This window comes from Streptomyces sp. NPDC045956, assembly GCF_056430705.1.
Genome location: NZ_JBWKKZ010000004.1, coordinates 463766 through 485363, shown reverse-complemented (window position 1 = coordinate 485363; position 21598 = coordinate 463766). Strand labels below are relative to the sequence as shown.

Sequence of the window (21598 nt, the reverse complement as noted above, 5' to 3'; positions counted from 1 at the left end):
CATGGGGAGCTACACGATTCCGAGCGTCGTCGAGCGGACCCCGCAGGGCGAGCGCTCCTACGACGTGTTCAGCCGGCTGCTGTCGGAGCGGATCATCTTCCTGGGGACCGAGATCGACGACGGTGTCGCCAACGTCGTGATCGCGCAACTCCTCCACCTGGAGTCGTCGGCCCCGGAGAGCGAGATCGCGATCTACATCAACTCCCCCGGCGGCTCGTTCACGTCGCTGATGGCGATCTACGACACCATGACGTTCGTGCAGGCGCCGATCTCCACGTTCTGCGTCGGGCAGGCGGCCTCCACGGCGGCGGTGCTGCTGGCCGGCGGGGACCCGGGACGGCGGTTCGTGCTGGAGCACGCGCGGGTCCTGCTCGGACAGCCGGCCAGCGGCGGACGGCAGGGCACGGTCTCCGATCTGGCGCTGCAGGCCAAGGAGATGGTGCGCATCCGCGCCCAGGTCGAGGAGGTGCTGGCCCGCCACACGCGTCACGACGTGACGACGCTGCGCGCCGACATGGACCGCGACAAGGTCTTCACCGCCGAGGAGGCCGTGGCCTACGGGCTGGCCGACGAGGTGCTCGGCCGGCGCCTGGCGCGGGTGTGAAAGGCCGGGCCGGCGTCCGCGGGACGCCGGCCCGTACGGCGGTCAGGCCGCCAGGCACATCCCGTCGCGCCGGGCGGCGGAGGTACCGCGGGCCCGGCTCGTGCCGGTGTGCCGCGAGGTGAGGCGGACCAGCTCCCCCTGGGCCCGGGCGAGCAGATCACCGAGACCCAGTCCGAGGGCGCCCGCCGCGGCGGCCAGCACCTCGGACGACGCCTCCTTGCGTCCGCGCTCCACCTCCGACAGGTACGGAATCGAGATCCGGGCGCTCTCCGCGACCTCCTTCAGGGTGCGCTCCTGGGCGAGACGCTCACGGCGCAGGACGTCCCCGACCAGATCGCGCCACAAGGGCTCCCTGGCGGCGGGGCGGGCTCCTGGGCGCGCGGGCTGCGGGCGCAGGGCGATGACACGGGCTTCGTTCGGCACATGGCTGGTCACGTCCTCAGCCTAGGAGCGGGGCCGCGCGACGGAAGGGGCCGGCATTGCGCCCAGAGGGAAATCCGCGGGTGCCACTCGCTGTGGACGGGACTACCCTGAAGAGTGACAGATCACGTCGAGACGCCGTGGCACCGTTTTTCGGCCACCCGTGAAACACGGGGGCATGTGCCGCCGCGCCCCGGGTACCCGCAAGCGGGAAGCGCCTAGGGAGAGACGTCGAACCGTGACTTTCGTGGGAGAGGTAATGGAGACCGCCGTGATCCGGCCGAAAGCACAGGTCGTCGGGGAGACAACCGGGAGCAGGACGGGTGACGGAGCACTGCTGGGCGTGGTGGACCCGCGCGCCGTGGCTCCGCGTGACGCACGGCAGCTCTCCCGCCAGTTCTTCCAGCGCCTGACGGAGCTCGAAGAGGGCACCCACGAGTACCAGTACGCGCGCAACACCCTGATCGAGATGAACATGTCGCTCGTGCGGTTCGCCGCCGGCCGCTTCCGCGGGCGCGGGGACGACATGGACGACATCGTCCAGACCGGCATGATCGGCCTGATCAAGGCGATCGACCGGTTCGAGCTGTCGCGCGAGGTCGAGTTCACCTCCTTCGCGCTGCCGTACATCGTCGGCGAGATCAAGCGCTTCTTCCGTGACACCACCTGGGCCGTGCACGTGCCGCGGCGCCTCCAGGAGCTGCGGGTGGAACTGGCCAAGGCCCGCGAGGAGCTGTCCTCCCGGCTGGACCGGGAACCCACGGTCGCGGAGCTCGCCACGCTGATGAACATCAGCGAGAGCGAGGTCGTCGAGGGCCAGATCGCCTCCAACGGCTACAACTCGTCCTCGCTGGACGCGGCGCTGACCGGGGACGGTCCCGAGGGTGGCGAGTCGGTCCTGGCCGACTTCATCGGCGTCGAGGAGGACGGGCTGCGACTCGTCGAGGACTTCCACTCGCTCGCGCCGCTGATGGCCGAGCTGAGTGAGCGCGACCGGCAGATCATCCACATGCGGTTCGTGGAGGAGGCCACGCAGGCGGAGATCGGTGAGCGGCTCGGCTGCTCGCAGATGCACGTGTCGCGGCTGATCAAGCGGATCATCACGCGGCTGCGCGAGGGCATGCTGGGCGAGCTGGGCTGCGCCTGACGCCGGAGGCGGCGGACGAAAAGACGCCGAGGCCGCGGAGCCGACGGAGGTCGCGGAGGTCGCGGAGGTCGCCCCACACGCGGAGGTGGGGCGGCGCGCTCAGGCCTCGGTGAGGGGAATCGTCGCTCGTACCCGCTTGCCGACGGGCACGTGTTCGACGACGACCGCCTCCGCCAGGGCGTGGACGATCTCCAGTCCGTGCCGGCCGACACGCTCGGGGTCACGCGGGAAGCGTTCGGGAACGGCGCCGCTGCTGTCGTAGACGGTCACCGCCACGGTGGCGTCGGTGCCCTCGAGTTCCAGGATGTACGGGCCCTTGCTGTGACGGTCCGCGTTGGTGATCAGCTCGCTCACCACCAGCAGGACCGCGCCGTCGGCACGGGGGCCGATCGTGGCGCACCACTCGGTCCTCAGCTGCTCCAGGAACAGCGAGGCGAAGGCACGTGCCTGCGCGATGCATCCCGGCTCGCCGGAGTAGTGCGCCGCCTGCCTCAGCGGGTCAACGGGTACGTCGAAACCAGTCGGTATCACTGCCCCGTCCAGGAACTCGGTCATGCGTTTCTCTCTCGAAGCCGGACTGGCCGGACGCTGCTGCACCTGCCCTCGTACCCCGAGCCCGGCCTCGCAGTCCTCACGTCTTCACACTGCGGGCATTGTCACAGTGTCGCGGGGCACCCGGAGGTACGGGAAGGGTGTGCGATGGACGAACTGATGACCGCACGAAGCCTCACCACCCGGCCGGTGGTCACCCTCGGCGGCGACGCCGTCGCCCATGTCAAGGACACCGTATGCGACGACGCCGCGAGCCGGATCACCGGTTTCACACTGACCGGCCGCGGTCTGTTGTCCGGGCCCCTGAAGGAGGGTCTGCCCTGGTCGTGCGTGTACGCGCTGGGCCATGACGCGGTGATGATCCGCGACCGGCGGGCGCTGGTGGGCGCCGCCGCGCTGGCGCACCGGCCGACCCTGCGGGCCCGGGTGGTGGGGGCGCCCGTGATGACGGACACGGGTGCCGAGATCGGCACGGTGCTGGACGTCGTGGTGGAGGGCGGCACCGGCGGGCGGGTCGTGGGCTTCCGGGTGGCCGCGAGCAAGGGCTTCGCCCCGGGCCCCACCCGGCACCGGTGCCGGCTGTACGTGCCGCGCGGCGAGACGCTGACGGTGGCCGGCCGGGCCCTGGTCCTGCCCCGGGCCGCGGTCCGGCATGTCGCCGACGACCTCCCGGGGCTCACCGCCGTGGTCGCCGAGGCCACCGGCCGGCGGAGGGGTGCGCTGCCGTGATGCTCTTCACCGAGGTGCGGGGGCTGCCGGTGGTGCCGGCGGCCGGGGCGGGGCCGCTCGGGACGGTGGCGTCCCTGACCGTCGACATCGCCTCCGGCGCGGTGAGCCACGTCCGTCTGCGGGGCGGTCTCTTCCGCAAGGGGACCGCACTGCCGTGGGACGTGGTGCGGACGGTCGGCCCGGGCGCCGTCCGGGTCCGCTCCGCCGCGGCCCCCGCATCGGTCCCGCACCGCCACGAGTTGCTGGGCCGGCAGGTCCTGACGGATGCGGGCGCCGGGCACGGCACGGTGCTCGACGTGGCGTTCGTGCCCGAGACGGGCCGGATCCTCGCGGTCTTCACCACGCGGGGCGAGGTGGCTGCGGACCGCCTGCTGGGACTGGGCGACCACGCCCTCGTCGTCCGGGAGGGCTGAGACCGCACGGAAGCACGGCGAGGCGCCTCCCGCCACCGCCCCGCGGGCCTTCGCGCTCTCCGGCCCGCCCGCGCACCACCGCCCCACGGTCTCCGCTCGCTCCCCCTCTCAGCCGGTGTGCAGGACCCGGAAGCGGCCGGGGTCTGCCGGGTCGCGGTCCACGACCTGGACCGGCGCCCAGGACCACTGCCACACGCTGATGCCCGGCGCACGGGAGAACCGGATCGGTCCCCGGGTGCCCTCGACCGCGACGTGCGGCCAGGCTCCGGCGGTGCCCGACCGGTCCGCGCCGCGGGTACGCAACACCTCGGCTAGGACCGCCACGGTGTCGTAGCCCTCGAAGGCGACGAAGGAGGGCGCCTCGTCCAGCCGCTCGCGCAGGGCGGCCTCGACCCTGGTGCCGAGCGGGCCGAGCCGTTCGGGCAGGTAGCGCAGGAACGGGACCGCGGCGCCCTCGCGGCCCAGCGCGGCACCCCACCGCGCGAACTCCGGCTGCCCGGCCGGAGCGCCGATCAGGACCTCGCCGAGACGCGGGTCCCGGCGGACGGCCCGGACGAGGGACACCGCCGGCTCGGGGTGGCCGACCAGCAGCAGGAGCGCCGTGGGCCGGCCCTCGACGAGTCCGTCGCACACCGCGGCGGGGGCGAGCGTACGCGCGTCGAGGTCGATGACGGTGCCGCCGCGGGGCGCGAGGTGGTCCCGCAGAAGGCGAGCGCCGGACGCCCAGTAGACGCTCGGTTCGGCCGCCACGGCGATCCGGCGGTGGCCGGCACCGAGGAGGAAGTCCGCGTAGGTGCGCCAGCCGTGGGACTGCGCCGGGGCGAGGCGCGCCACCCAGGGTGTCGCGCGTTCGGTGAGCGCGTCCAGCACGGCGGAGGAGCAGAGGAACGGCAGGCCGAGGGCGTCGGCCCGTGCGGCCGCGGCGCGGGCGACGACGCTGTGGTACTCCCCCGCGAGGGCGGCCACGCCCAGGCCCGCGAGTTCGTCCACGGCCGCCGCGGCCCTGTCCGGGTCCGCCGCGGTGTCCCTGACCACCAGTTCGAGCGGTCGGCCGGCGATCCCCCCGGAGTCGTTGACCTCGCGCACGCCCAGTCGCAGCCCGGCGAGCAGGTGGTGGCCCGCCTCGGTCCAGCCGGGCCGGCTCAGCGGCACGAGAGCGCCGATCCGCACGCGGGCTCCGCGGGGCCGGTCCGGGGGCGACGAGGTTGGTGTACGCATGTGCCGATGTCTCCCCTGTGACGCGCCGGTCGCCGGTCGCCCGGCCGCTCGGCGGTCATTGCATCCACCGCCGTCGCCGTGGGGCAACCGCTTATCGGGGCTCCGCGCCGTCCGGCTCCGCCGCGTCACCGTCGCGGGTACGGGCCCGGCGCGGACGGCCGTGTCGGGCGGGCGGGACCGGCGGCCGCTGCTTAGCGTGGCAGCGTGAGTTCGCCAACCCCCTCCGGTCCCCCCGGTTCGGCAGTCGCCGCGCACGGCTGGCTCCAGGCGCTGGGGGTGGTGCTGGCCGGGCTGATCGCCATGGGGGTCGTGGCCGCGCTCGGACTGTGGGCGGCCGGCGCCGCGGACCTGCCCGACAACGCCTTCCCCCGGGTCGTCACGGCGACCGTCGTCACCGCCGTGGGCGGGGCCCTGGAGCTGTCCGGGAACGCCGGAGGGTTCGCGGACACCGATGCCGGACTGACCGTCATGCCGCTGTCCGTCACCCTGACCGGGGCGCTGGTGATCGCGCTGGGTTTCCTGCGGCCGCTGCGTCGCCGGGCCGTGGCCTCCGCGGCCGAGCTGGCCGGCTGGGCGGGCCGGATCGCCGTCCTGTGGCTGCTCGCCCTGCTCGGACTGGCCTTCGCGGCGCGGCAGACCTTCGAGGTGTCCCTCGGCGAAGGGGTGCTGAGCGACCTCGGCGACCTCTTCGGCGTCAGGCCGACGGTCGGGTTCACCACGGACGTGCCGCTGACCGTCCTCTTCGGACTGCTGTGGCTGGCGGGAGTGCTCCTGCTGGCCCTGCTGGTCTCGCGCGGGGCGCCGCTGCCCGGACGGCTGCTGCGCCATCTGCCCTCGGTGCGGCCGACGGCGTACGCGATGACCGCCCTGCTGCTCGCGTACGTGGTCGTCGGCGGTGTCGTCGGGCTGGTCGTCGCCGGGACGCGGGGGCACCCGGCGGACACGTTCGCGGTGCTGCTGCTCGGCCTGCCGAACCTGGCGTGGCCGGCGCTGACGATCGGTCTGGGCGCCACCTGGGAGGGGCGGGTCGAGGGGCCGTTCGGCCTGCCCATGCCGCACGTCCTGGACGAGGTGCTGCGCACGCCGGACATGTCGACGCTGAACCTCGGGACGCTCGCCGAGCACGACGGGCGGTGGTGGTGGCTCCTGGTCGCCGCGGCGGTCCTGCTCCTGGCGGCCGGATTCCTGCTGGCGTCCCGCGCTCCGGCCGGGACACCGGCCTGGGTGCACTCCCTGCACATGGCCGTGGGGCTGGCGCTCACGGTCCTCATGATCACGCTCGTGGGGCGGATCTCCGCGCACTACGGTCTGTCGGTGCTCGGCATCGGCGACCTGGCCGGCGGGCTCGCCGGGGAGCTGTTCCTGCGGCCGCGGCTGCGGAGCGCGGTCGGTCTCGCCCTGCTGTGGGGGCTGGTCACGGGATTCCTCGGCGCGTCGCTCGCGCGGTGGGCGGCCCGGCGGGCCGACCGGGAGGCACCGTCCCGGAAGTGAGGCCGCGAGGTCTGAGGCCCGGTTCAGGCGACGGGGACGACCAGGGGCGGAGAGGCCCGCTGCATGCGCAGCGCGTCCACGGACTCGGCCATGAGCTCGTACTCGGTGGTGTCGTCACTGGTGGCGACGCGCACCAGGCGCCCTGCCGCCAACTCGTCGGCGACCAGCTCCTGTTGTACGTCGTCGGCGCACCAGGTGCGCAGCACGCGCGAAACGTCGGGTGCGTCGTCGGCGACCGGAGTCAGGGCGCCGCGGGGTAAGTGGGGGCTGTCGGGCTGCGGGTCGAGTCGTTCGGCGATCCAGGACGCACGGTCGCGCAGCCACCACAGGGCGAGGGCGAGGGTGGGGGCGCGGTAGGTGCCGAGGGGGACGCCGATGCGCCGGCCGTCACAGACGCCGTAGGCGGTGACATGGCACAGGAACTCGTCGTGCACTGCTCCCCTCCCCGTCGCCCGGCCCGCCGGCCGGTCGGGCCGGCGCCCGCGTGACTCGTGTGCGGTGCGTGAGGACGTTGTCGCATGGTGTGAGACGCCCTAGAGGTGAGTATGTTCAGTGCTGAACCACTGTCACCATGAATTTCCGGCCAGTCTCCTGGCATATTCACGGTCATTGGTGGCCGAAACCCTACGGCGGGCGGCCCCGCCTCCACCGGCCCGGCACCGGCGTCTCCCGCCACCTCCGAGGGAGACGGGCATGACCCCCGGGGTAATCGACGGCGGCGACAGCCGCGGGCAGGGTTGCGTCATCGGGTCGCCGCTGCCGGCACCCGGTTGCTGACCAGCACACACCGTCTCGATGGAGGTCGATCATCGTGTCCGCTCCCACCACCCGTTTCGAGGACGCCGTCACCCGCTACTTCCAGGCCTGGAACGCCGGGCCGGACGCCGTGGCCCAGGCGGTCGCCGCGGCCTGGACCAATGACGGCAGCTACACCGACCCGCTGGCCGACGCCCGCGGCCACGAGCAGATCGCGGCCGTGATCGCGGCGGTGCACGCGCAGTTCCCCGGCTTCGTGTTCCGTCCCTCGGGCACCGTCGACGGGCACCACGACACGGCGCGCTTCTCCTGGGAGCTGGTGAGCGAGGCCGACGGCTCGGCACCCGTGGCCGGGTCCGACGTGGTCACGCTGGACGCCGAGGGGCGGATCAGGGCCGTGCTCGGCTTCCTGGACCGGGTCCCCGCGGGGGTGTGACCGGCCGCGGTGCGGGCGATGAGTTCCGCCGCCCCCGGGAGTCCACCGGGAAACGGGCCACCGACACCCCTGGGAGCGAAGCCGTCATGACCACGAACCGGGATCTCGACGAGGAATTCACCGCCACGCTGCGCAAGAGCCCGAACAAGGGTGGCTGGACCTATGTGGTCTGGCCGAAGTCCGCCGAGTTCTTCGGCACGCGCGGACTGGTCAAGGTCCGCGGCACTCTCGACGGGCACCCGTTCCGCAGCTCCTTCATGGCGCTGGGCGACGGCACGCACAAGCTGCCGGTGAAGGCCGCCCTCCGCCGGGCCGTCGGCAAGGCGGAGGGCGACACGGTCACGGTCCGGCTGGAGGAGCGGCTCGGCTGAACGCCCTACCGCGCGACGATCTTGTCGATCCGGGTCAGCTCGTCGGCGCCGAAGGCGAGGTTCCCGATCGCCGACACGCTGTCCTCCAGCTGCCCCGGGCTGCTCGCGCCCACCAGCGCGGACGTCACCCGGCCCTCACGCAGGACCCAGGCGAGGGCCATCTGGGCGAGCGACTGGCCGCGGGACCCCGCGATCTCGTTCAGCTCGCGCAGCTTGCCGACCAGTTCCCCGGTGAGGGCGTCGGAGTTCAGGAAGGGGCTGTCGCTCGCGGCGCGCGAGTCCTCGGGGATGCCGTCGAGGTAGCGGCCGGTCAGCAGGCCCTGCTCCAGCGGGGAGTAGGCGATGGAGCCGACCTGGAGCTCGTCGAGGGTGTCCAGGAGGCCGCTGGTCTCGGGACGGCGGTCCAGCATGGAGTAGCGCGGCTGGTGGATCAGCAGCGGGGTGCCCAGCTCGGCGAGGATGCGCGCGGCCTCGCGGGTCTGCTCGGGCGAGTAGTTGGAGACGCCGACGTACAGCGCCTTGCCCTGCTGCACCGCGGTGTGCAGGGCGCCCATCGTCTCCTCCAGGGGAGTCTCCGGGTCGGGGCGGTGCGAGTAGAAGATGTCGACGTAGTCCAGGCCCATCCGGTTCAGGCTCTGGTCGAGGGAGGACAGCACGTACTTGCGCGAGCCCCACTCGCCGTACGGGCCCGGCCACATCAGGTAGCCGGCCTTGGTGGAGATGACCAGCTCGTCGCGGTACGGCGCGAAGTCGGCCTTGAGCGCCTCGCCGAGGGCGGACTCGGCGGAGCCGGGCGGGGGGCCGTAGTTGTTGGCGAGGTCGAAGTGGGTGACGCCGAGGTCGAAGGCGCGGCGCAGGATGGCGCGCTGGGTCTCGACGGGACGGTCCGGGCCGAAGTTGTGCCACAGGCCGAGCGAGAGCGCGGGGAGCTTCAGACCGCTGCGTCCGGTGCGCCGGTAGGGCATGTCCGCGTAGCGGTCGGGGTGTGCGGTGTACAACGCGACTCCAGAGGGGTTGGCACCCGGGGTACGGGGCTTGGGCGGAACCGTCTCCCACTCTGTCGTGACCTGCGGGCAGTGGTCCAACAGAAGAATCCGATGGGATTGTGCGGTTACGCTTCTGAGTCATGGAACTGCGTCATCTCCAGCACTTCGTGGCGGTCGCCGAGGACCAGCACTTCACCCGGGCGGCGGAACGGCTGCTGGTCTCCCAGTCCGGCCTCTCGGCGTCCATCCGGGCCCTGGAGCGCGAGCTTCGGGCGCCGCTGTTCGTGCGCACGACCCGCAGTGTGACGCTGACTGAGGCCGGCCGGGCGCTCCTGGGCGAGGCGGAGCGCATCCTGGCGCAGGTCCGCTCGGCGCACGAGGCGGTCGCCGCGGTGCAGGGCGTCCTGCGCGGCACGCTGTCGCTGGGGGCAGAGCAGTGCATCGCCGGGGTGCCGGTGGCGGGGCTGCTCGCGGCGTTCCGGCGCCGGCACCCGGACGTGGAGATCAGGCTGCGGCAGGCGGGCTCGGGCGAGCTGGCCGAGGAGGTCGGGGCCGGGCGGCTCGACCTGGCCTTCGCCTACCGGACGCAGGACGACACCGACCAGCTGCGGTCGGTGTCGCTGGCCGGCGAGCCGATGACGGTGCTGTGCCACCCCGGCCACCGCCTCGCGACGGCCGGCGCGGTGCGGTCCCCGCACGACCTGGCCGACGAGGTCTTCGTCGACTTCCACCCCGACTGGGGTCCGCGCCGCGTCACGGACGCGGCCTTCGCCGCGGCCGGCGTGCGGCGGACCGTCGCGCTGGAGGTGAACGACGTGCACGGTCTGCTGGACCTGCTGGACGAGGACCTCGGCATCGCGGTCGTGCCGCGGCACTTCCGGCACAAGCGGGCCTCGCTGACCTCGCTCCCGTTGGAGGACGGCGACGAGGCGGCGTACGAGACCATCGCCCTGCTGCCGCCCGCGCAGGCCACCAGCCCGGCGGCGCGGGCGCTGATGGGGCTGCTCGAAACGGGGAGCGTGTGACGGCGGACTGCGCGATGGTGGACGCATGCACGCGAAGGACATCCTCATCGAGGGCTACGGCCGCATCAGGGAAGAAGTCCACTCCGCCGTCGAGGGCCTGGACCCCGACGGCCTGAACGCCCGCCCCGCCGACGGCGCCAACTCCGTCGCCTGGCTCGTCTGGCATCTCACCCGCGTCCAGGACGACCACGTGGCGGACGCCTTCGGGCTCGACCAGGTGTGGCTCACCGCGGAGTGGGAGAAGCGGTTCGGCCTCGGGCTGCCACCCGAGGACACCGGGTACGGGCACAGCGCGGCCGAGGTCGCACGGGTCCGGGTCGACTCGGCGGAGCTGCTCACCGGCTACTACGACGCCGTGCACGAACAGACGCTCACGGCCCTGCGCTCCCTGGCCGCGAAGGACCTGGAGCGCATCGTCGACGAGAACTGGGACCCGCCGGTCACGCTGGGCGCGCGCCTGGTCAGCGTCCTGTCCGACGATCTCCAGCACGTCGGACAGGCCGCCTATGCGCGCGGACTGGTTCAGAGCGCCGCGGCGTAACCCGGCAGGACGACGTCCTCGATGAGAGCCCTGCGCTCGTCGAACGGGATGAAGGCGCTCTTCACCGCGTTCACGGTGACCGTGCGGAGGTCCTCGACCGTCCAGCCCGCCTCCTCGACGAGCAGGGACATCTCGCGGGTCATCGTCGTGCCCGACACGAGGCGGTTGTCGGTGTTGACGGTGACGCGGAAGCCGAGGTCCTTGAGCGCCGTCACGGGGTGCTCGGCGATCGAGGTGGCGGCGCCGGTCTGGAGATTGGAGGTCGGGCACATCTCCAGGGCGATCCGGCGGTCGCGGATCCAGCCCGCGAGGCGGCCCAGCTTGCCGGCCGCGAGGTCGGGGATGTCGTCGGTGATGCGCACCCCGTGCCCGATGCGCTGCGCGCCGCACACCTGGATCGCCTGGTGGATGCTGGGCAGACCGTGCGCCTCGCCGGCGTGGATGGTGAAGGGCACGTTCTCGCGGCGCAGGTGCGCGAAGGCGTCCAGGTGGTCGGCGGGCGGGAAGCCGTCCTCGGCGCCCGCGATGTCGAAGCCGACGACGCCCGCGTCCCGGTAGGCGACCGCGAGGTCGGCCGTCTCGCGGGTGCGGTCGAACATGCGCATCCCGCACAGCAGGGTGCCGACGCGGACCGGGGTGCCGGCGGCGGCCGCCTTGGCCATGCCGCCCGCCAGTCCCTCCTGGACGGTCTCGACGACCTCGGCGAGGGTGAGGCCGCCCTTCAGCATCAGCTCGGGGGCGTAGCGGACCTCGCCGTAGACGACGCCGTCGGCGGCGAGGTCGAGGACGTACTCCTCGGCGGTGCGCAGCAGCCCCTCGCGGGTCTGCATCACGGCGAGGGTGTGCTCGAAGGTGGCGATGTAGCGCACCAGGTCACCGGAGTTGGCGGCCTCGAAGTACCAGGCGGCCAGCTCGTCGGGGTCGGTGGTGGGCAGGGTGTGTCCGACGCCTTGCGCCAGTTCCACGACCGTCGCGGGACGCAGGCCGCCGTCGAGGTGGTCGTGCAGCACCGCCTTGGGGAGGCGGCGGAGAGTCTCGGTGTCTATGCGCGTAGATGACATGTGCGGCGTTTCCTCGGCGGTTCGGTGCGGGGATTCGGGACGGGTCAGGAGGCGGACGGCTGGAGCAGGTCCCAGCGGTTGCCGTACAGGTCCTGGAAGACGGCCACCGAGCCGTAGGGCTCGTGCCGGGGAGTCTCCAGGAAGGTCACGCCCGCGGCGGTCATGCGGGCGTGGTCGCGGGCGAAGTCGTCGGTGTACAGGAAGAAGCCGACACGTCCGCCCGCCTGGTCGCCGACCCGGGCCCGCTGGGCCTCGCCCTTGGCCCGGGCCAGCAGCAGCGCGGTGCCGGCGCCCTCCGTGCCGGGCTCGACGACGACCCAGCGGGAGCCGTCGGGCCGGGGCGCGTCCTCGGCGAGGCGGAAACCGAGGGCCTCGGTGTAGAAGCGGATCGCCTCGTCGTAGTCGTCGACGACGAGGGTGACCAGGGCGATGCGTCTCATCGGAGCCTTTCGGGAGGGACGATTGACGGGAGAGGTTATACGTACAACCCACCCTCGCGCCAGTCCCGGGCCGTCCCTGCGCCGGTCCCGGGCCGTCCCTGCGCCGGTCCGAGGCCACCCCTCCCCTGCCGCCAGTCCCGGGCCGGCGTACGCCGGTCCCGGACGGTTCGCGCCGGTCCCGCGCCGGTCCCGCGCCGGTCCCGGGCCGGTCTCCGGTCCTAAGTCTCGGGGCCGAGGCGCGGGCGGCGCCCGCGCACTAGCGTCACGATCATGGAGATCACCGCACCACCGCGCCCGCCCGCGCGACGCCGGCAGGACGTCCTGGACCGACTGGCACGGGAGATGGACATCTGGGTCGCCACGGCGGACGCCGACGGCCTGCCGTGCCTGGTCCCGCTCTGGTTCGTGTGGCACGAGGAGTCGGTCTGGCTGTGGACCCGGCCCACCAACCCGACCGGCCGCAACCTGCGGGACGGCGGCCGGGTCCGCCTGGCGCTGGGTCACACCCGCGACGTCGTCCTGATCGACGGCGAGGTGGAGACCTTCGGCGCGCGTGAGGCTCCCCCGTCGGCGGCCGGGGCGTTCCTGGCCAGGACCGGCTGGGATCCGCGCGAGGAGAGGGCACCCTACGCCTGTTTCCGGGTACGCCCGCTCGCGGTGCAGGCCTGGCACGAGCAGCACGAGCTGAAGGGCAGGCACCTCATGCGGGACGGTTCCTGGACCGTGTAGCGCACCGCGCGTCGGGGTGGGGATCGGGCGCGCGTCGGTACCGCGCCCTCAGGCCCTCACACCCTCAGGGCGCGCGGCCGCGGCGGGCGGGGTCACGCGTCGCCGTACCGGGTCGTACGTCATCCGACGCCGGACCGGGCGCCGGACCCGTGTGGCCTCGCCGGCGGGTGGGCGGCCGTGGGAGGGGTACTCCGTCCTCCATCCGCGGGCCCGGTTCGCCGGGGCCCGAGCGACCGCCTCCGGACAGGAACCCTCCATGGACCCGTCCCTCGATGACGACCTGCGACTCCACTTCGTAGGCAACGCGACCCTGCTCCTCCAGTACCGCGGTCTCAGCCTGCTGACCGACCCGAACTTCCTGCACCGGGGCCGGCGGGCTCACCTCGGCTACGGGCTGGTGAGCCGGCGCCTGACCGAGCCCGCCCTGGACCCGGCGGACCTGCCGCGCCTGGACGCGGTGGTCCTGTCCCATCTGCACGGCGACCACTGGGACAGACGCGCACGGCGGCACCTGTCCCGCTCGCTGCCCATCGTCACCACGCCGCACGCGTCCCGGCGCCTGCAGGGCGTGCACGGTTTCCACCGGGCCGTGGGACTGCGCACCTGGCAGGAGGAGACGGTGCGCCGCGACGGGACCCAGGTCCGGGTCACGGCGCTGCCGGGGCGGCACGCCGGCCAACCGGTCCTGCGGCGCCTGCTGCCACCCGTGATGGGCAGTCTGCTGGAGTTCGGGCCCGTCGACGAGCCGCCGCTGCATCGCCTGTACGTCTCCGGGGACACCCTGCCTTTCGACGGTGTCGAGGAGATCGCACGCCGCTTTCCCGGCCCGGACCTGGCGGTGCTGCACCTGGGCGGCACGACCCTGCCCGGCGGCTTCGTCGTGACGATGGACGGTCGCCAGGGCGCGGAGGTCGCCCGGCTCGTGCGCGCACGGCTGATCCTGCCGGTGCACTACGGCGACTACACCGTCTTCCGCTCGCCGATCGACGACTTCCTCGCCGAGGCCGACCGGGCGGGGCTGGCGGACCGCGTCGTGCACTGCCGCCACGGGCAGCGCGCCGTCCTGCGGCCGGGCGGCGGAGCGCCGGTCGTCGTCTGAGCGGGACCGGGTCAGCCGCAGCGGACGCGGGTGCGCGGCCACGAGGTGTTGGCATAGCCCTTGGGATTCCACAGCCGGCCGGGCGACTCGGGCATGACGGTGCCGGCCGAGTCCCACGCGCGGGCCATGATCTCCACGTCGCCGTGCGGCAGGTCCAGCGTGGTGCGCCACTGCTGCCACACCCACGGGCCGGCGGCCGCGTCCACGTCGGCCCGGCGCCAGGTTCGGCCCGAGTCGTGGGAGACCTCGACGCGGGTCACGGTGCGGCCCCGGCCGGCCAGGGCGTAGCCGGTGACCGGCGTCGGGCCGCACGGCAGGCGGGCCCCGTCGTCGGGGCGCAGGATCGCGCAGTTCAGCGTGAGCGGGCCGAGCGGGAGGCCGGCCCCGTCGGGGGCGGCGGTGCCCGGACCGGAACCGGTCGGGGGCAGACGGTAGGCGACGGCCTGGAAGTAGTTGTCCGAGGGGGTGCGGCGTACGGTCACACGGGTCAGCCACTTGACGCTGCGGGCGCCGATCCACCCCGGGACGACCGCACGCAGCGGCGCTCCGTGCACGCGCGGCAGCGGTGCGCCGTTCATGGACCAGGCGAGGAGGACCTCCGGGCCCAGCGCCTTGGCGAGCGGGACGGAGCAGCCGTAGGGCTGCGGCGGACGGGAGAGCGGGGAGACGTCCGGTGCGGCGAGGGCGACATGCGCGGCCCCGGGCCGCGGACGGGCGTCGGCGAGCACGTCGGCCAGGCGGACACCGTGGAAGCGGCCGGTGGAGATAGCGCCCGGGCCCCACGGGGTCTCGCCCGGGATGTCGCGCACCTCGGTCAGGCCGGCCCGCCGGTTGCCCGCGCACTCGAGGGTGACCTCGACGTCCGCGGGCTCCCATCGCGTGCGCAGGTCGTCGAGGGACAGGGTCAGGGGGTGGTCGACGAGTCCGTCCACCTCCAGCATCCACGTCGCCGGGTCCGCCTCGGGGACCGGGCCGTGGTTGCGGCTGTAGAAGGTGTCCACGGGGGTGACGGGCGCGTCGGCCAGCGCGGAGCGGGGCGGCTCGGCGTTGAACGGGTCACGCTCGTGCACCGTCATGTCGTCCCGCTTGCCCCACAGGCCCATGTGTCCCGATTATCCGCTTCCGCCCCTACGGCCGCCCGTCGTCGCGGTACAAGGCCGTCGCGACCGGCGTCGGCGCGGCCAGTGCGGCTGTGCCCCTCTCGGCACGGTCCCGTCACCGCGTCCGTGCCGGACACGCTGACGGGACCGGCGCGGCTCAGCAGTAGAGGTTGCCGCCCGGCGAGACGCCGAGGATCTGGCTGAACTGCTGGTACTTGCTGACGCGGCTCTGGACCTGCGCGGGGTTCTTGCCGTCGCACTCCAGGGAGCCGTTGATGGAGCGGATGGTCTGGCCGAAGCCGGCGCCGTTCACCATCGCGTTGTGCGGGGTCATGCTCCCGGGCCCGGACTGGGTGTTCCAGTACCACAGGGCGGTCTTCCAGGCGACGGCCGCGTCGTTCTGCACCAGCCAGGGGTTGCCCAGCAGGTCGATGCCGAGCGCGTCGCCCGCGGCCTTGTAGTTGAAGTTCCAGCTGAGCTGGATCGGCCCGCGCCCGTAGTAGGCGGCCTGTCCGGCGGGACAGCCGTAGGGCTGGCCCCAGTCGCAGTAGTGCGGGTAGTTCGCGGTGTTCTGCTCGACGACGTGGACGAGTCCGCCGGTCTCGTGGCTGACGTTGGCGAGGAAGGCCGCCGCCTCCTGCTTCTTGGTGGCGTCGCCGCCGGTGGTGGCGAACCCGGGGTAGGCGCTGAGCGCGGCGGTGAGGCCGCGGTAGGTGTAGAAGGAGTTCCGGCCCGGGAACATCTGGTTGAACTGGGCCTCGCTCACGACGAAGTTACCGACCGGCGTCCCGGGCCCGTTGTCACAGGCGTACGGCTCCCAGTACCAGGTGCTGATGATCGGGTCGTAGCCCGGGTTGGCGTGCTCGGCGATGTAGGCCTTGCCGTCGGTGTAGCGGACGATGTCGCCCGCGTTGTACGACCTGCCGGCCGTCCAGCTCGGGTAGCTCGAGCAGGCGGCGGCCGACGCCTCGGTGGCGGGCAGGAGCACGGGCACGGCTCCGGCGAGGGCGAGTGCGGTCACCAGTGCGGATATACGGCGCCTCGACACGGGTCTGCCTCCTTCGGCGGGGCACGGCCGCTCCCGTACAAGGACAGCTCCCGTACAGGGACAGGGAGCAGCGGAGCCTTGTGCGCACGTGCCGGTCGGACCGGCCACGGCGTGGGGGCGGCCGTGGTGGGGGGTGTGGAGGCACACTCAACCGCGTTGGTCTGTACCAGTCAAGGGTGTAGACCAGTCCAACCCGGCCGGTGGGCGGCCGGGTTGGCGTGGCGGAGTGACGCGGTCAGGCCAGCGGCTTCCTCAGCACCGCCTTGCGGTGGCTGAAGGTCTCGAGGGACCAGCGGCCGTGGTAGCTGCCCATGCCGCTCTCCCCCACCCCGCCGAACGGCAGGTCGGAGACGGTGAGATGGGCGAGCGGCAGCCCGTGGCCGAGGCCGCCGGAGGAGGTCTCGGCGGCGAACCGCTCCCGGGTTCCGTCGGACGCGCTGAAGACGTAGAGGGCCAGCGGCTTGTCGCGGTCGTTGACGAACGCGATCGCCTCGTCCGGGCCGGACACGGTGACGATCGGCAGGATCGGCCCGAAGATCTCCTCGCGCATCACCGGCGCGTCCGGAGCGACGTCGGCGAGGACGGTCGGCGCGATGTACTTCCGCGCCCGCTCGCTGTCGCCGCCGACGACCACCCGGCCGGAGTCCAACAGGCCGGCCAGCCGGTCGAAGTGGCGCTCGTTCACGATCCGCGCGTACTCCGCCGACTCGGCGGGGTCGGCTCCGTACAGCGCCTCGACGGCGCGGACCAGCGCGGGCTCCAGCGCGGCGGCGGTCTCCGGATCGGTCAGGACGTAGTCGGGGGCCACGCAGGTCTGGCCCGCGTTCAGGAACTTTCCGCCGGCCAGCCGGGCGGCGACGACGTCGAGGTCGGCGTCGCGGTCGACGAACGCCGGGGACTTGCCGCCCAGTTCGAGGGTGACCGGCGTGAGGTGCTCGGCGGCGGCGCGCATGACGATCCGGCCGACCGTGCCGTTGCCGGTGTAGAAGATGTGGTCGAAGCGCTCGGCGAGCAGCGCGGTCGTCTCCGGGACCCCGCCCTCCACCACGGCCACGGCCTCGGCGTCCAGGTACTCCGGCAGCAGCCGGGCCAGCGCGGCGGAGGTGGCCGGGGCCAGCTCGCTGGGCTTGGCCACCACGGCGTTGCCCGCGGCCAGGGCGCCGGCGACCGGGGCGAGCAGGAGCTGCACCGGGTAGTTCCAGGGTGCGATGACCAGGACGACGCCCAGCGGGTCGTACTGCGTCCAGGCGGTGGCGTCGGCGCCGAGATGGGCCGGGACGGGGGCGGGCTCGGGGCGCAGCCAGTCGGTGAGGTGGTCGAGGGTGTGGTCGATCTCGCGCACGGTGAAGCCGATCTCCGTCCGCTGGGCCTCGGCCGCGCTCTTGCCGAGGTCCGCGTGGAGCGCGGCCTCCAGCTCCGGGCCCTGCTCCGTCAGCAGCGCGCGCAACCGGCGCAGCTGGGCGGTGCGCCACTCGACGGGCTTGGTGCGGCCGGTGCGGAAGGCGGCGCGCAGGCGGGCCGCGACCTCGGCGGGCTGCTCGGGGGCGGAGTGGTTCACGATGTGCCTCGCAGGTGGGGGGAAGACGGTCGGCGGACAGTAGATGCAATAACCAACCTTTCACACCGAGAAACAATTCCCGTCTCGGCGACCCGCCGCGAGGCCCCTCCTCCGTGGCGCCCTCGTCACGCGACGCCCCGATCGCGAGAATCGCCGCATGACCACCACCACACCCCATCCACTCGTCGCCGAGGCCCGACGGCTCGCGGACGGCCTGCTGGCCCCCTCCGCACAGCACGTGGACCAGGACGTCGTGCCCGTGAGCCACATCGACGCGGTACGGCGCTCGGGGCTGCTGGGCGTGAGCGCTCCCGAGGAGTACGGCGGGGCGGGCGCCCCGGACCCGGTGGCCCGGGAGGTCGCGGAGATCCTGGCCGGCGCGTGCTGTTCCACCTGGTTCGTGCAGACCCAGCACCACACGCCGGTCCGGTTGCTGGCGAAGGCGGAGCCCGGGCTCCCCGCCCGGGAACGCCTGCTGTGTCCGCTGGCGACCGGCGGACTTCTGGCCGGCATCGCCTACGCCCACGTCCGCTCCGTCGCCCGCACCCCGGTGCGGGCCGCCGACGAGCGGGGCGGTGTGCGCTTCGACGGCACCGTGCCCTGGTACACCGGCTGGGGGCTGAACGACGTGATGCTGCTCGCGGGCGTGACCGAAGCGGACGAGGTCGTCTTCGCCTTCGTCGACGCCCGCGAGCAGCCGGGACTGCGCCCGTCGCCGCCCCTGCGGCTCGCGGCGCTGACGGCCTCCCGCACGGTCTCCGTGGAACTGGACGCCCTGTGGGTGCCGCGGGAAGCCGTGGTGCTGCGCACACCCCGTGCGGAGTTCGCCCGGGTCGACCTGCCCCGCAGCGCCAACACCTCACCCGCCGTCTTCGGCGTCGCCCGTGCCGCGCTGGACCTGCTCGGCGACTCCCCGGACGAACGGAGGACCGCCGACGCGCTGCGGGTCCGGCTCGACGAGCTGCGCACGCGGGCGTACGCCCTCGCGGACCGCCCCGACCCTCACGAGCACGTCGAGGAACGGCTGGCGCTGCGTACCCGGGCGTACGACCTCCTGCGAGCGGCCACGACGGCGGCGGTCGTCAGCGGCGGCGGACGCGCGACGAGCCTGGACAGCCCCGCCCAGCGGCTCGTCCGGGAGGGGATGTTCCTGCTGGTGCAGGGCCAGACGGCGCCGGTGCGCGCGGCGCATCTGGCCGCGCTGGCCGGCCTCTAGACGGCGACCGGCACCGGCGCGTCGCCCGCCGCCTCCGCCCGCGCGGGATGACGCCACAGGCCGCGTGCGGCGAGGCGGGGCAGGACGCCCTCGCCGAACCAGTAGGCCTCCTCCAGGTGCGGGTACCCGGAGAGGACGAACTCGTCGATGCCGAGCGCGTGGTACTCCGCGATCCGGTCGGCGACCTCCTCGTGGCTGCCGACCAGGGCGGTGCCCGCGCCGCCGCGCACCAGGCCGATGCCCGCCCACAGGTTGGGGTGGATCTCCAGGTCGCCGCGGGACCCGTGGTGCAGGGCGAGCATCCGCCGCTGCCCCTCCGACTCGCTGCGCGCGAGGCCGGCCTGCACGGCCCGTACGGTCTCGGGGTCGAAGCCGTCGAGGAGCCGGTGCGCCTCCGTCCAGGCCGCCTCCGCGGTGTCCCGCGTGATCACGTGCAGCCGGATGCCGAAGCGCAGGGTACGGCCCTGCTCCGCGGCCAGCCCGCGCATCCAGGCGATCTTGGCGGCGACCTGCGCGGGCGGCTCGCCCCAGGTCAGGTACACGTCCACGTGCCGGGCGGCGACCTGTCCGGCGGCGGGCGAGGAGCCGCCGAAGTACACCTCGGGCACGGGGTCGGGCGTCCGGACCAGCTGGGCCTCCTCGACCTGGAGGTGCCGGCCGCGGAGGTTCACCGTGCCGCCTTCCCACAACTCCCTGACGACCTGGAGGAACTCGCCGGTGCGACGGTAGCGGGCGTCCTTGTCCAGGAAGTCGCCGTAGGCCCGCTGTTCGCGGCTCTCACCGCCCGTGACGACGTTCAGCAGCAGCCGTCCGCCGGTCTGCCGCTGGAAGGTGGACGCCATCTGCGCCGCGAGCGTGGGCGAGAGCAGGCCGGGCCGGAAGGCGACGAGGAACTTCAGGCGCTCGGTCGCCTGGGAGACCATGGCGGTGGTCAGCCACGCGTCCTCGCACCAGGCACCGGTGGGCGTGAGCGCGCCGACGAAGCCGAGGTCCTCGGCGGCACAGGCGATCTGGCTCAGATACGCCACCGTCGGCGGGCGGTTGCGCCCCGAGTCGGTGGCGGGGGCGCCGTGGCCACCGCCCACGACGTCGCGGCTGTCGCCGCTGGTGGGCAGGAACCAGTGGAAGGTGAGGGACACGGGGATCTCCTTCGAGGACGCGGTGCACGACGGAAGGGCGCCGCACGGCGGTGGGGTCGGGGTACGACGGACGGGTCGGCGCACGGTGAACGGGTCGGCGCACGGCGTACGGTGTCCGAGCGAACGGCGGGGTACGGACGGCGGTGGGCGGTCCGCCGCTCACCCGGTCGCGGCCAGCACGGGGCGGTCGAAGCGGGTGCCGAGGGCCGTCGAGAACTGGTCGACCACGTGGGCGAGGGCCTCTTCCGCGCCCTCGGCCAGCGCGACCGTGCCGTCCTCCCGGCGCGTGATGTCCCGGTCGAGGGTGAACCAGCCCTGCACGATGTGCGCCGCGCCCATGGAGTTCAGCACCGGGCGGAGCGCGTAGTCGATCGCCAGGACGTGGGCGGTGGTGCCCCCGGTGGCGAGCGGCAGCACCGTCTTGCCGGTGAGGGCGTACTGCGGGAGGAGGTCGAGGAGGGCCTTCAACACCCCGGAGTAGGACGCCTTGTAGACGGGCGTGCCGATGACGACACCCTCGGCGCGGGCGAACAGAGCGGTGGCCTCGACGATCGCCGGGTGCGCGAAGTCCGCGCCGAGCAGGGCCTCGGCGGGGACGGTACGCACGTCGAGCGGAAGCACCTCGTGGCCCTGCGCGGCCAGCCGGTCGTCGAGGTGGCGCAGCAGCCCGCTGGTGCGCGAGGAAGCGGAGGGGCTGCCGGAGACGGACAGGACGGTGGCCATGGTTCCTCTTTTCGGGTGGGCGGACGCGCGGCGCTCCCGGCCGGATCTCCCCTGCCGCGCGGACACGGGGAATCCGGCGGTGCGCGACCACCGGTGGGGAGTACGACGAGGGGTGGGGGGAAGCGGAGCGGCACACGGGACGGCCGCGGACGGCACAGCGGCACGTGACGAGCACCCGGCGCACGGCACCGTGGCACTCCGAACAGGCGCACGTACGGCGGGCGGTGGCGGGACCGGGCGTGGACGAGCCCCCGAGACACCGGGATCGGCAACGGGATCCAGGCGCGGGAAGGGCCCGCGGTCACGGACGCCGGGCCCGGGCGGCGGCTCGGCGAGAGGTCAGACCGCGGTGCGACAGACGGCGCTCGAGACGCGCGCGAGGTCGACGTGGCGTCGCCGCGTGAGGTCCGGTCGCGTGGTCATAGCGGTGATCGTGGCAGCCGTCGTCGACGGGGGTCAACGGGAAACGGCCCGGTCTCGGATCGCGGACCGGATTTCACACGGGCGTGACACAAGGGGCCTCTCCGTCGCGCGGACGCGACGGAGAGGCCCCACATGCGTGCGGTGCGGGCGCCACCACGCCCGCACCGCACCGGCTCCCGCCCTGGTTCAGTCCTCGTCGCGCCCAGGAACGACCACCAGGAAGGCGTCCGACTTCAGATCCATCACGACGGTCGCGGCCTCACCCTGGTCCCGACGTCGCGCGGCGTACTCCTCCGCCGGCCACGATCCGCGCGGCGACCCCGCCGGAAAACGCTCCAACACCTTCGCACCCATAGCCGCGGCCACCTCCGCT

At 73.6% G+C, this 21598-nt stretch carries 26 protein-coding genes; 12 read left to right on the top strand and 14 right to left on the bottom strand.

What is annotated here, in order from left to right:
* The first annotated feature begins 1 nt into the window (after nucleotide 1).
* Nucleotides 2-604 carry a ClpP family protease gene (locus AC07FV_RS14410; protein ID WP_383649602.1) on the top strand — a complete coding sequence of 201 codons (603 nt, stop codon included), beginning with the start codon at nucleotides 2-4 and terminating at the stop codon, nucleotides 602-604.
* A gap of 42 nt (nucleotides 605-646) precedes the next feature.
* Here the strand turns inward: AC07FV_RS14410 and AC07FV_RS14405 are convergent, their stop codons facing one another.
* Nucleotides 647-1039, bottom strand: coding sequence for a helix-turn-helix domain-containing protein (locus AC07FV_RS14405; RefSeq protein WP_479087285.1), 393 nt, complete (start codon nucleotides 1037-1039; stop codon nucleotides 647-649).
* Between the two features lie 244 nt (nucleotides 1040-1283).
* Between AC07FV_RS14405 and AC07FV_RS14400 the strand changes: the two genes are divergently transcribed.
* The gene (locus AC07FV_RS14400) at nucleotides 1284-2171 is read left to right on the top strand and encodes an RNA polymerase sigma factor SigF (protein ID WP_384700841.1); all 888 of its coding nucleotides are present in this window, start codon (nucleotides 1284-1286) and stop codon (nucleotides 2169-2171) included.
* Nucleotides 2172-2270: 99 nt separating this feature from the next.
* On the opposite strand, the gene AC07FV_RS14395 is transcribed toward AC07FV_RS14400, so the two are convergent.
* On the bottom strand, nucleotides 2271-2726 hold the full coding sequence (locus tag AC07FV_RS14395; RefSeq protein ID WP_356610745.1) for an ATP-binding protein: 456 nt from the start codon (nucleotides 2724-2726) through the stop codon (nucleotides 2271-2273).
* Between the two features lie 144 nt (nucleotides 2727-2870).
* Between AC07FV_RS14395 and AC07FV_RS14390 the strand changes: the two genes are divergently transcribed.
* Together AC07FV_RS14390 and AC07FV_RS14385 are read left to right on the top strand one after the other, a co-directional pair.
* The gene (locus AC07FV_RS14390) at nucleotides 2871-3452 is read left to right on the top strand and encodes a PRC-barrel domain-containing protein (protein WP_479087284.1); all 582 of its coding nucleotides are present in this window, start codon (nucleotides 2871-2873) and stop codon (nucleotides 3450-3452) included.
* On the top strand, nucleotides 3449-3865 hold the full coding sequence (locus AC07FV_RS14385; protein WP_479087282.1) for a PRC-barrel domain-containing protein: 417 nt from the start codon (nucleotides 3449-3451) through the stop codon (nucleotides 3863-3865). Before AC07FV_RS14390 ends, AC07FV_RS14385 begins: the two co-directional genes overlap by 4 nt.
* Before the next feature lie 108 nt (nucleotides 3866-3973).
* On the opposite strand, the gene AC07FV_RS14380 is transcribed toward AC07FV_RS14385, so the two are convergent.
* Entirely contained in the window at nucleotides 3974-5083 is a 1110-nt protein-coding gene (locus AC07FV_RS14380) for an ABC transporter substrate-binding protein (RefSeq protein WP_479087281.1), read from the bottom strand.
* Between the two features lie 204 nt (nucleotides 5084-5287).
* Here AC07FV_RS14380 and AC07FV_RS14375 point away from each other — a divergent pair, with 204 nt between their 5' ends.
* Nucleotides 5288-6574 carry a streptophobe family protein gene (locus tag AC07FV_RS14375; protein WP_479087280.1) on the top strand — a complete coding sequence of 429 codons (1287 nt, stop codon included), beginning with the start codon at nucleotides 5288-5290 and terminating at the stop codon, nucleotides 6572-6574.
* A 23-nt stretch (nucleotides 6575-6597) separates the two neighbouring features.
* On the opposite strand, the gene AC07FV_RS14370 is transcribed toward AC07FV_RS14375, so the two are convergent.
* Complete coding sequence (locus AC07FV_RS14370) at nucleotides 6598-7008, bottom strand: hypothetical protein (RefSeq protein ID WP_356610740.1); 411 nt, start codon at nucleotides 7006-7008, stop codon at nucleotides 6598-6600.
* A gap of 377 nt (nucleotides 7009-7385) precedes the next feature.
* Between AC07FV_RS14370 and AC07FV_RS14365 the strand changes: the two genes are divergently transcribed.
* Together AC07FV_RS14365 and AC07FV_RS14360 are read left to right on the top strand one after the other, a co-directional pair.
* Nucleotides 7386-7766: a nuclear transport factor 2 family protein gene (locus AC07FV_RS14365; RefSeq protein WP_479087279.1), complete on the top strand. Its 381-nt coding sequence runs from the start codon at nucleotides 7386-7388 to the stop codon at nucleotides 7764-7766.
* A gap of 86 nt (nucleotides 7767-7852) precedes the next feature.
* A complete protein-coding gene (locus AC07FV_RS14360) occupies nucleotides 7853-8137 on the top strand; it encodes a DUF1905 domain-containing protein (protein ID WP_479087278.1) in 285 nt (94 codons plus the stop codon).
* 5 nt (nucleotides 8138-8142) lie between these two features.
* Here the strand turns inward: AC07FV_RS14360 and mgrA are convergent, their stop codons facing one another.
* A complete protein-coding gene (gene mgrA, locus AC07FV_RS14355) occupies nucleotides 8143-9135 on the bottom strand; it encodes an L-glyceraldehyde 3-phosphate reductase (RefSeq protein ID WP_479087276.1) in 993 nt (330 codons plus the stop codon).
* Nucleotides 9136-9263: 128 nt separating this feature from the next.
* Here mgrA and AC07FV_RS14350 point away from each other — a divergent pair, with 128 nt between their 5' ends.
* Both AC07FV_RS14350 and AC07FV_RS14345 read left to right on the top strand, forming a co-directional pair.
* A complete protein-coding gene (locus AC07FV_RS14350; protein WP_479087274.1) occupies nucleotides 9264-10148 on the top strand; it encodes a LysR family transcriptional regulator in 885 nt (294 codons plus the stop codon).
* Between the two features lie 25 nt (nucleotides 10149-10173).
* On the top strand, nucleotides 10174-10689 hold the full coding sequence (locus AC07FV_RS14345; RefSeq protein ID WP_479087272.1) for a mycothiol transferase: 516 nt from the start codon (nucleotides 10174-10176) through the stop codon (nucleotides 10687-10689).
* On the opposite strand, the gene AC07FV_RS14340 is transcribed toward AC07FV_RS14345, so the two are convergent.
* Nucleotides 10671-11750, bottom strand: a complete 1080-nt coding sequence (locus AC07FV_RS14340) for an adenosine deaminase (protein ID WP_479087271.1) — start codon at nucleotides 11748-11750, stop codon at nucleotides 10671-10673. The two genes, AC07FV_RS14345 and AC07FV_RS14340, sit on opposite strands and share 19 nt — an antisense overlap.
* A 44-nt stretch (nucleotides 11751-11794) precedes the next feature.
* Nucleotides 11795-12190 carry a VOC family protein gene (locus AC07FV_RS14335; RefSeq protein WP_479087269.1) on the bottom strand — a complete coding sequence of 132 codons (396 nt, stop codon included), beginning with the start codon at nucleotides 12188-12190 and terminating at the stop codon, nucleotides 11795-11797.
* Nucleotides 12191-12460: 270 nt separating this feature from the next.
* On the opposite strand from AC07FV_RS14335, the gene AC07FV_RS14330 reads away from it, so the two are divergent.
* Together AC07FV_RS14330 and AC07FV_RS14325 are read left to right on the top strand one after the other, a co-directional pair.
* The gene (locus AC07FV_RS14330) at nucleotides 12461-12919 is read left to right on the top strand and encodes a pyridoxamine 5'-phosphate oxidase family protein (protein WP_479087267.1); all 459 of its coding nucleotides are present in this window, start codon (nucleotides 12461-12463) and stop codon (nucleotides 12917-12919) included.
* A gap of 256 nt (nucleotides 12920-13175) precedes the next feature.
* The gene (locus AC07FV_RS14325) at nucleotides 13176-14018 is read left to right on the top strand and encodes an MBL fold metallo-hydrolase (protein ID WP_479087266.1); all 843 of its coding nucleotides are present in this window, start codon (nucleotides 13176-13178) and stop codon (nucleotides 14016-14018) included.
* A gap of 11 nt (nucleotides 14019-14029) precedes the next feature.
* Here AC07FV_RS14325 and AC07FV_RS14320 read toward each other — a convergent pair whose 3' ends face one another.
* From AC07FV_RS14320 to AC07FV_RS14310, 3 genes are all read right to left on the bottom strand, one after another.
* The gene (locus AC07FV_RS14320; protein WP_479087264.1) at nucleotides 14030-15121 is read right to left on the bottom strand and encodes a sulfite oxidase; all 1092 of its coding nucleotides are present in this window, start codon (nucleotides 15119-15121) and stop codon (nucleotides 14030-14032) included.
* Between the two features lie 154 nt (nucleotides 15122-15275).
* Nucleotides 15276-16166 (bottom strand): glycoside hydrolase family 19 protein, encoded by an 891-nt coding sequence (locus AC07FV_RS14315; RefSeq protein ID WP_479087263.1) that lies wholly within the window; start codon nucleotides 16164-16166, stop codon nucleotides 15276-15278.
* Between the two features lie 235 nt (nucleotides 16167-16401).
* On the bottom strand, nucleotides 16402-17724 hold the full coding sequence (locus AC07FV_RS14310; RefSeq protein WP_479087262.1) for an aldehyde dehydrogenase family protein: 1323 nt from the start codon (nucleotides 17722-17724) through the stop codon (nucleotides 16402-16404).
* A 157-nt stretch (nucleotides 17725-17881) separates the two neighbouring features.
* Here AC07FV_RS14310 and AC07FV_RS14305 point away from each other — a divergent pair, with 157 nt between their 5' ends.
* On the top strand, nucleotides 17882-18940 hold the full coding sequence (locus AC07FV_RS14305; RefSeq protein WP_479087260.1) for an acyl-CoA dehydrogenase family protein: 1059 nt from the start codon (nucleotides 17882-17884) through the stop codon (nucleotides 18938-18940).
* Here AC07FV_RS14305 and AC07FV_RS14300 read toward each other — a convergent pair.
* The 4 genes from AC07FV_RS14300 to AC07FV_RS14285 all read right to left on the bottom strand — a co-directional run bounded on the left by AC07FV_RS14300 (nucleotide 18937) and on the right by AC07FV_RS14285 (nucleotide 21579).
* A complete protein-coding gene (locus AC07FV_RS14300) occupies nucleotides 18937-20079 on the bottom strand; it encodes an LLM class flavin-dependent oxidoreductase (RefSeq protein ID WP_479087258.1) in 1143 nt (380 codons plus the stop codon). The genes AC07FV_RS14305 and AC07FV_RS14300 overlap by 4 nt on opposite strands.
* A 159-nt stretch (nucleotides 20080-20238) precedes the next feature.
* The gene (ssuE, locus tag AC07FV_RS14295; protein ID WP_383649645.1) at nucleotides 20239-20802 is read right to left on the bottom strand and encodes an NADPH-dependent FMN reductase; all 564 of its coding nucleotides are present in this window, start codon (nucleotides 20800-20802) and stop codon (nucleotides 20239-20241) included.
* A gap of 339 nt (nucleotides 20803-21141) precedes the next feature.
* Nucleotides 21142-21225, bottom strand: a complete 84-nt coding sequence (locus tag AC07FV_RS14290; RefSeq protein ID WP_356610804.1) for a putative leader peptide — start codon at nucleotides 21223-21225, stop codon at nucleotides 21142-21144.
* A 186-nt stretch (nucleotides 21226-21411) separates the two neighbouring features.
* Complete coding sequence (locus tag AC07FV_RS14285) at nucleotides 21412-21579, bottom strand: hypothetical protein (RefSeq protein WP_356610719.1); 168 nt, start codon at nucleotides 21577-21579, stop codon at nucleotides 21412-21414.
* Nucleotides 21580-21598: the final 19 nt, after the last annotated feature.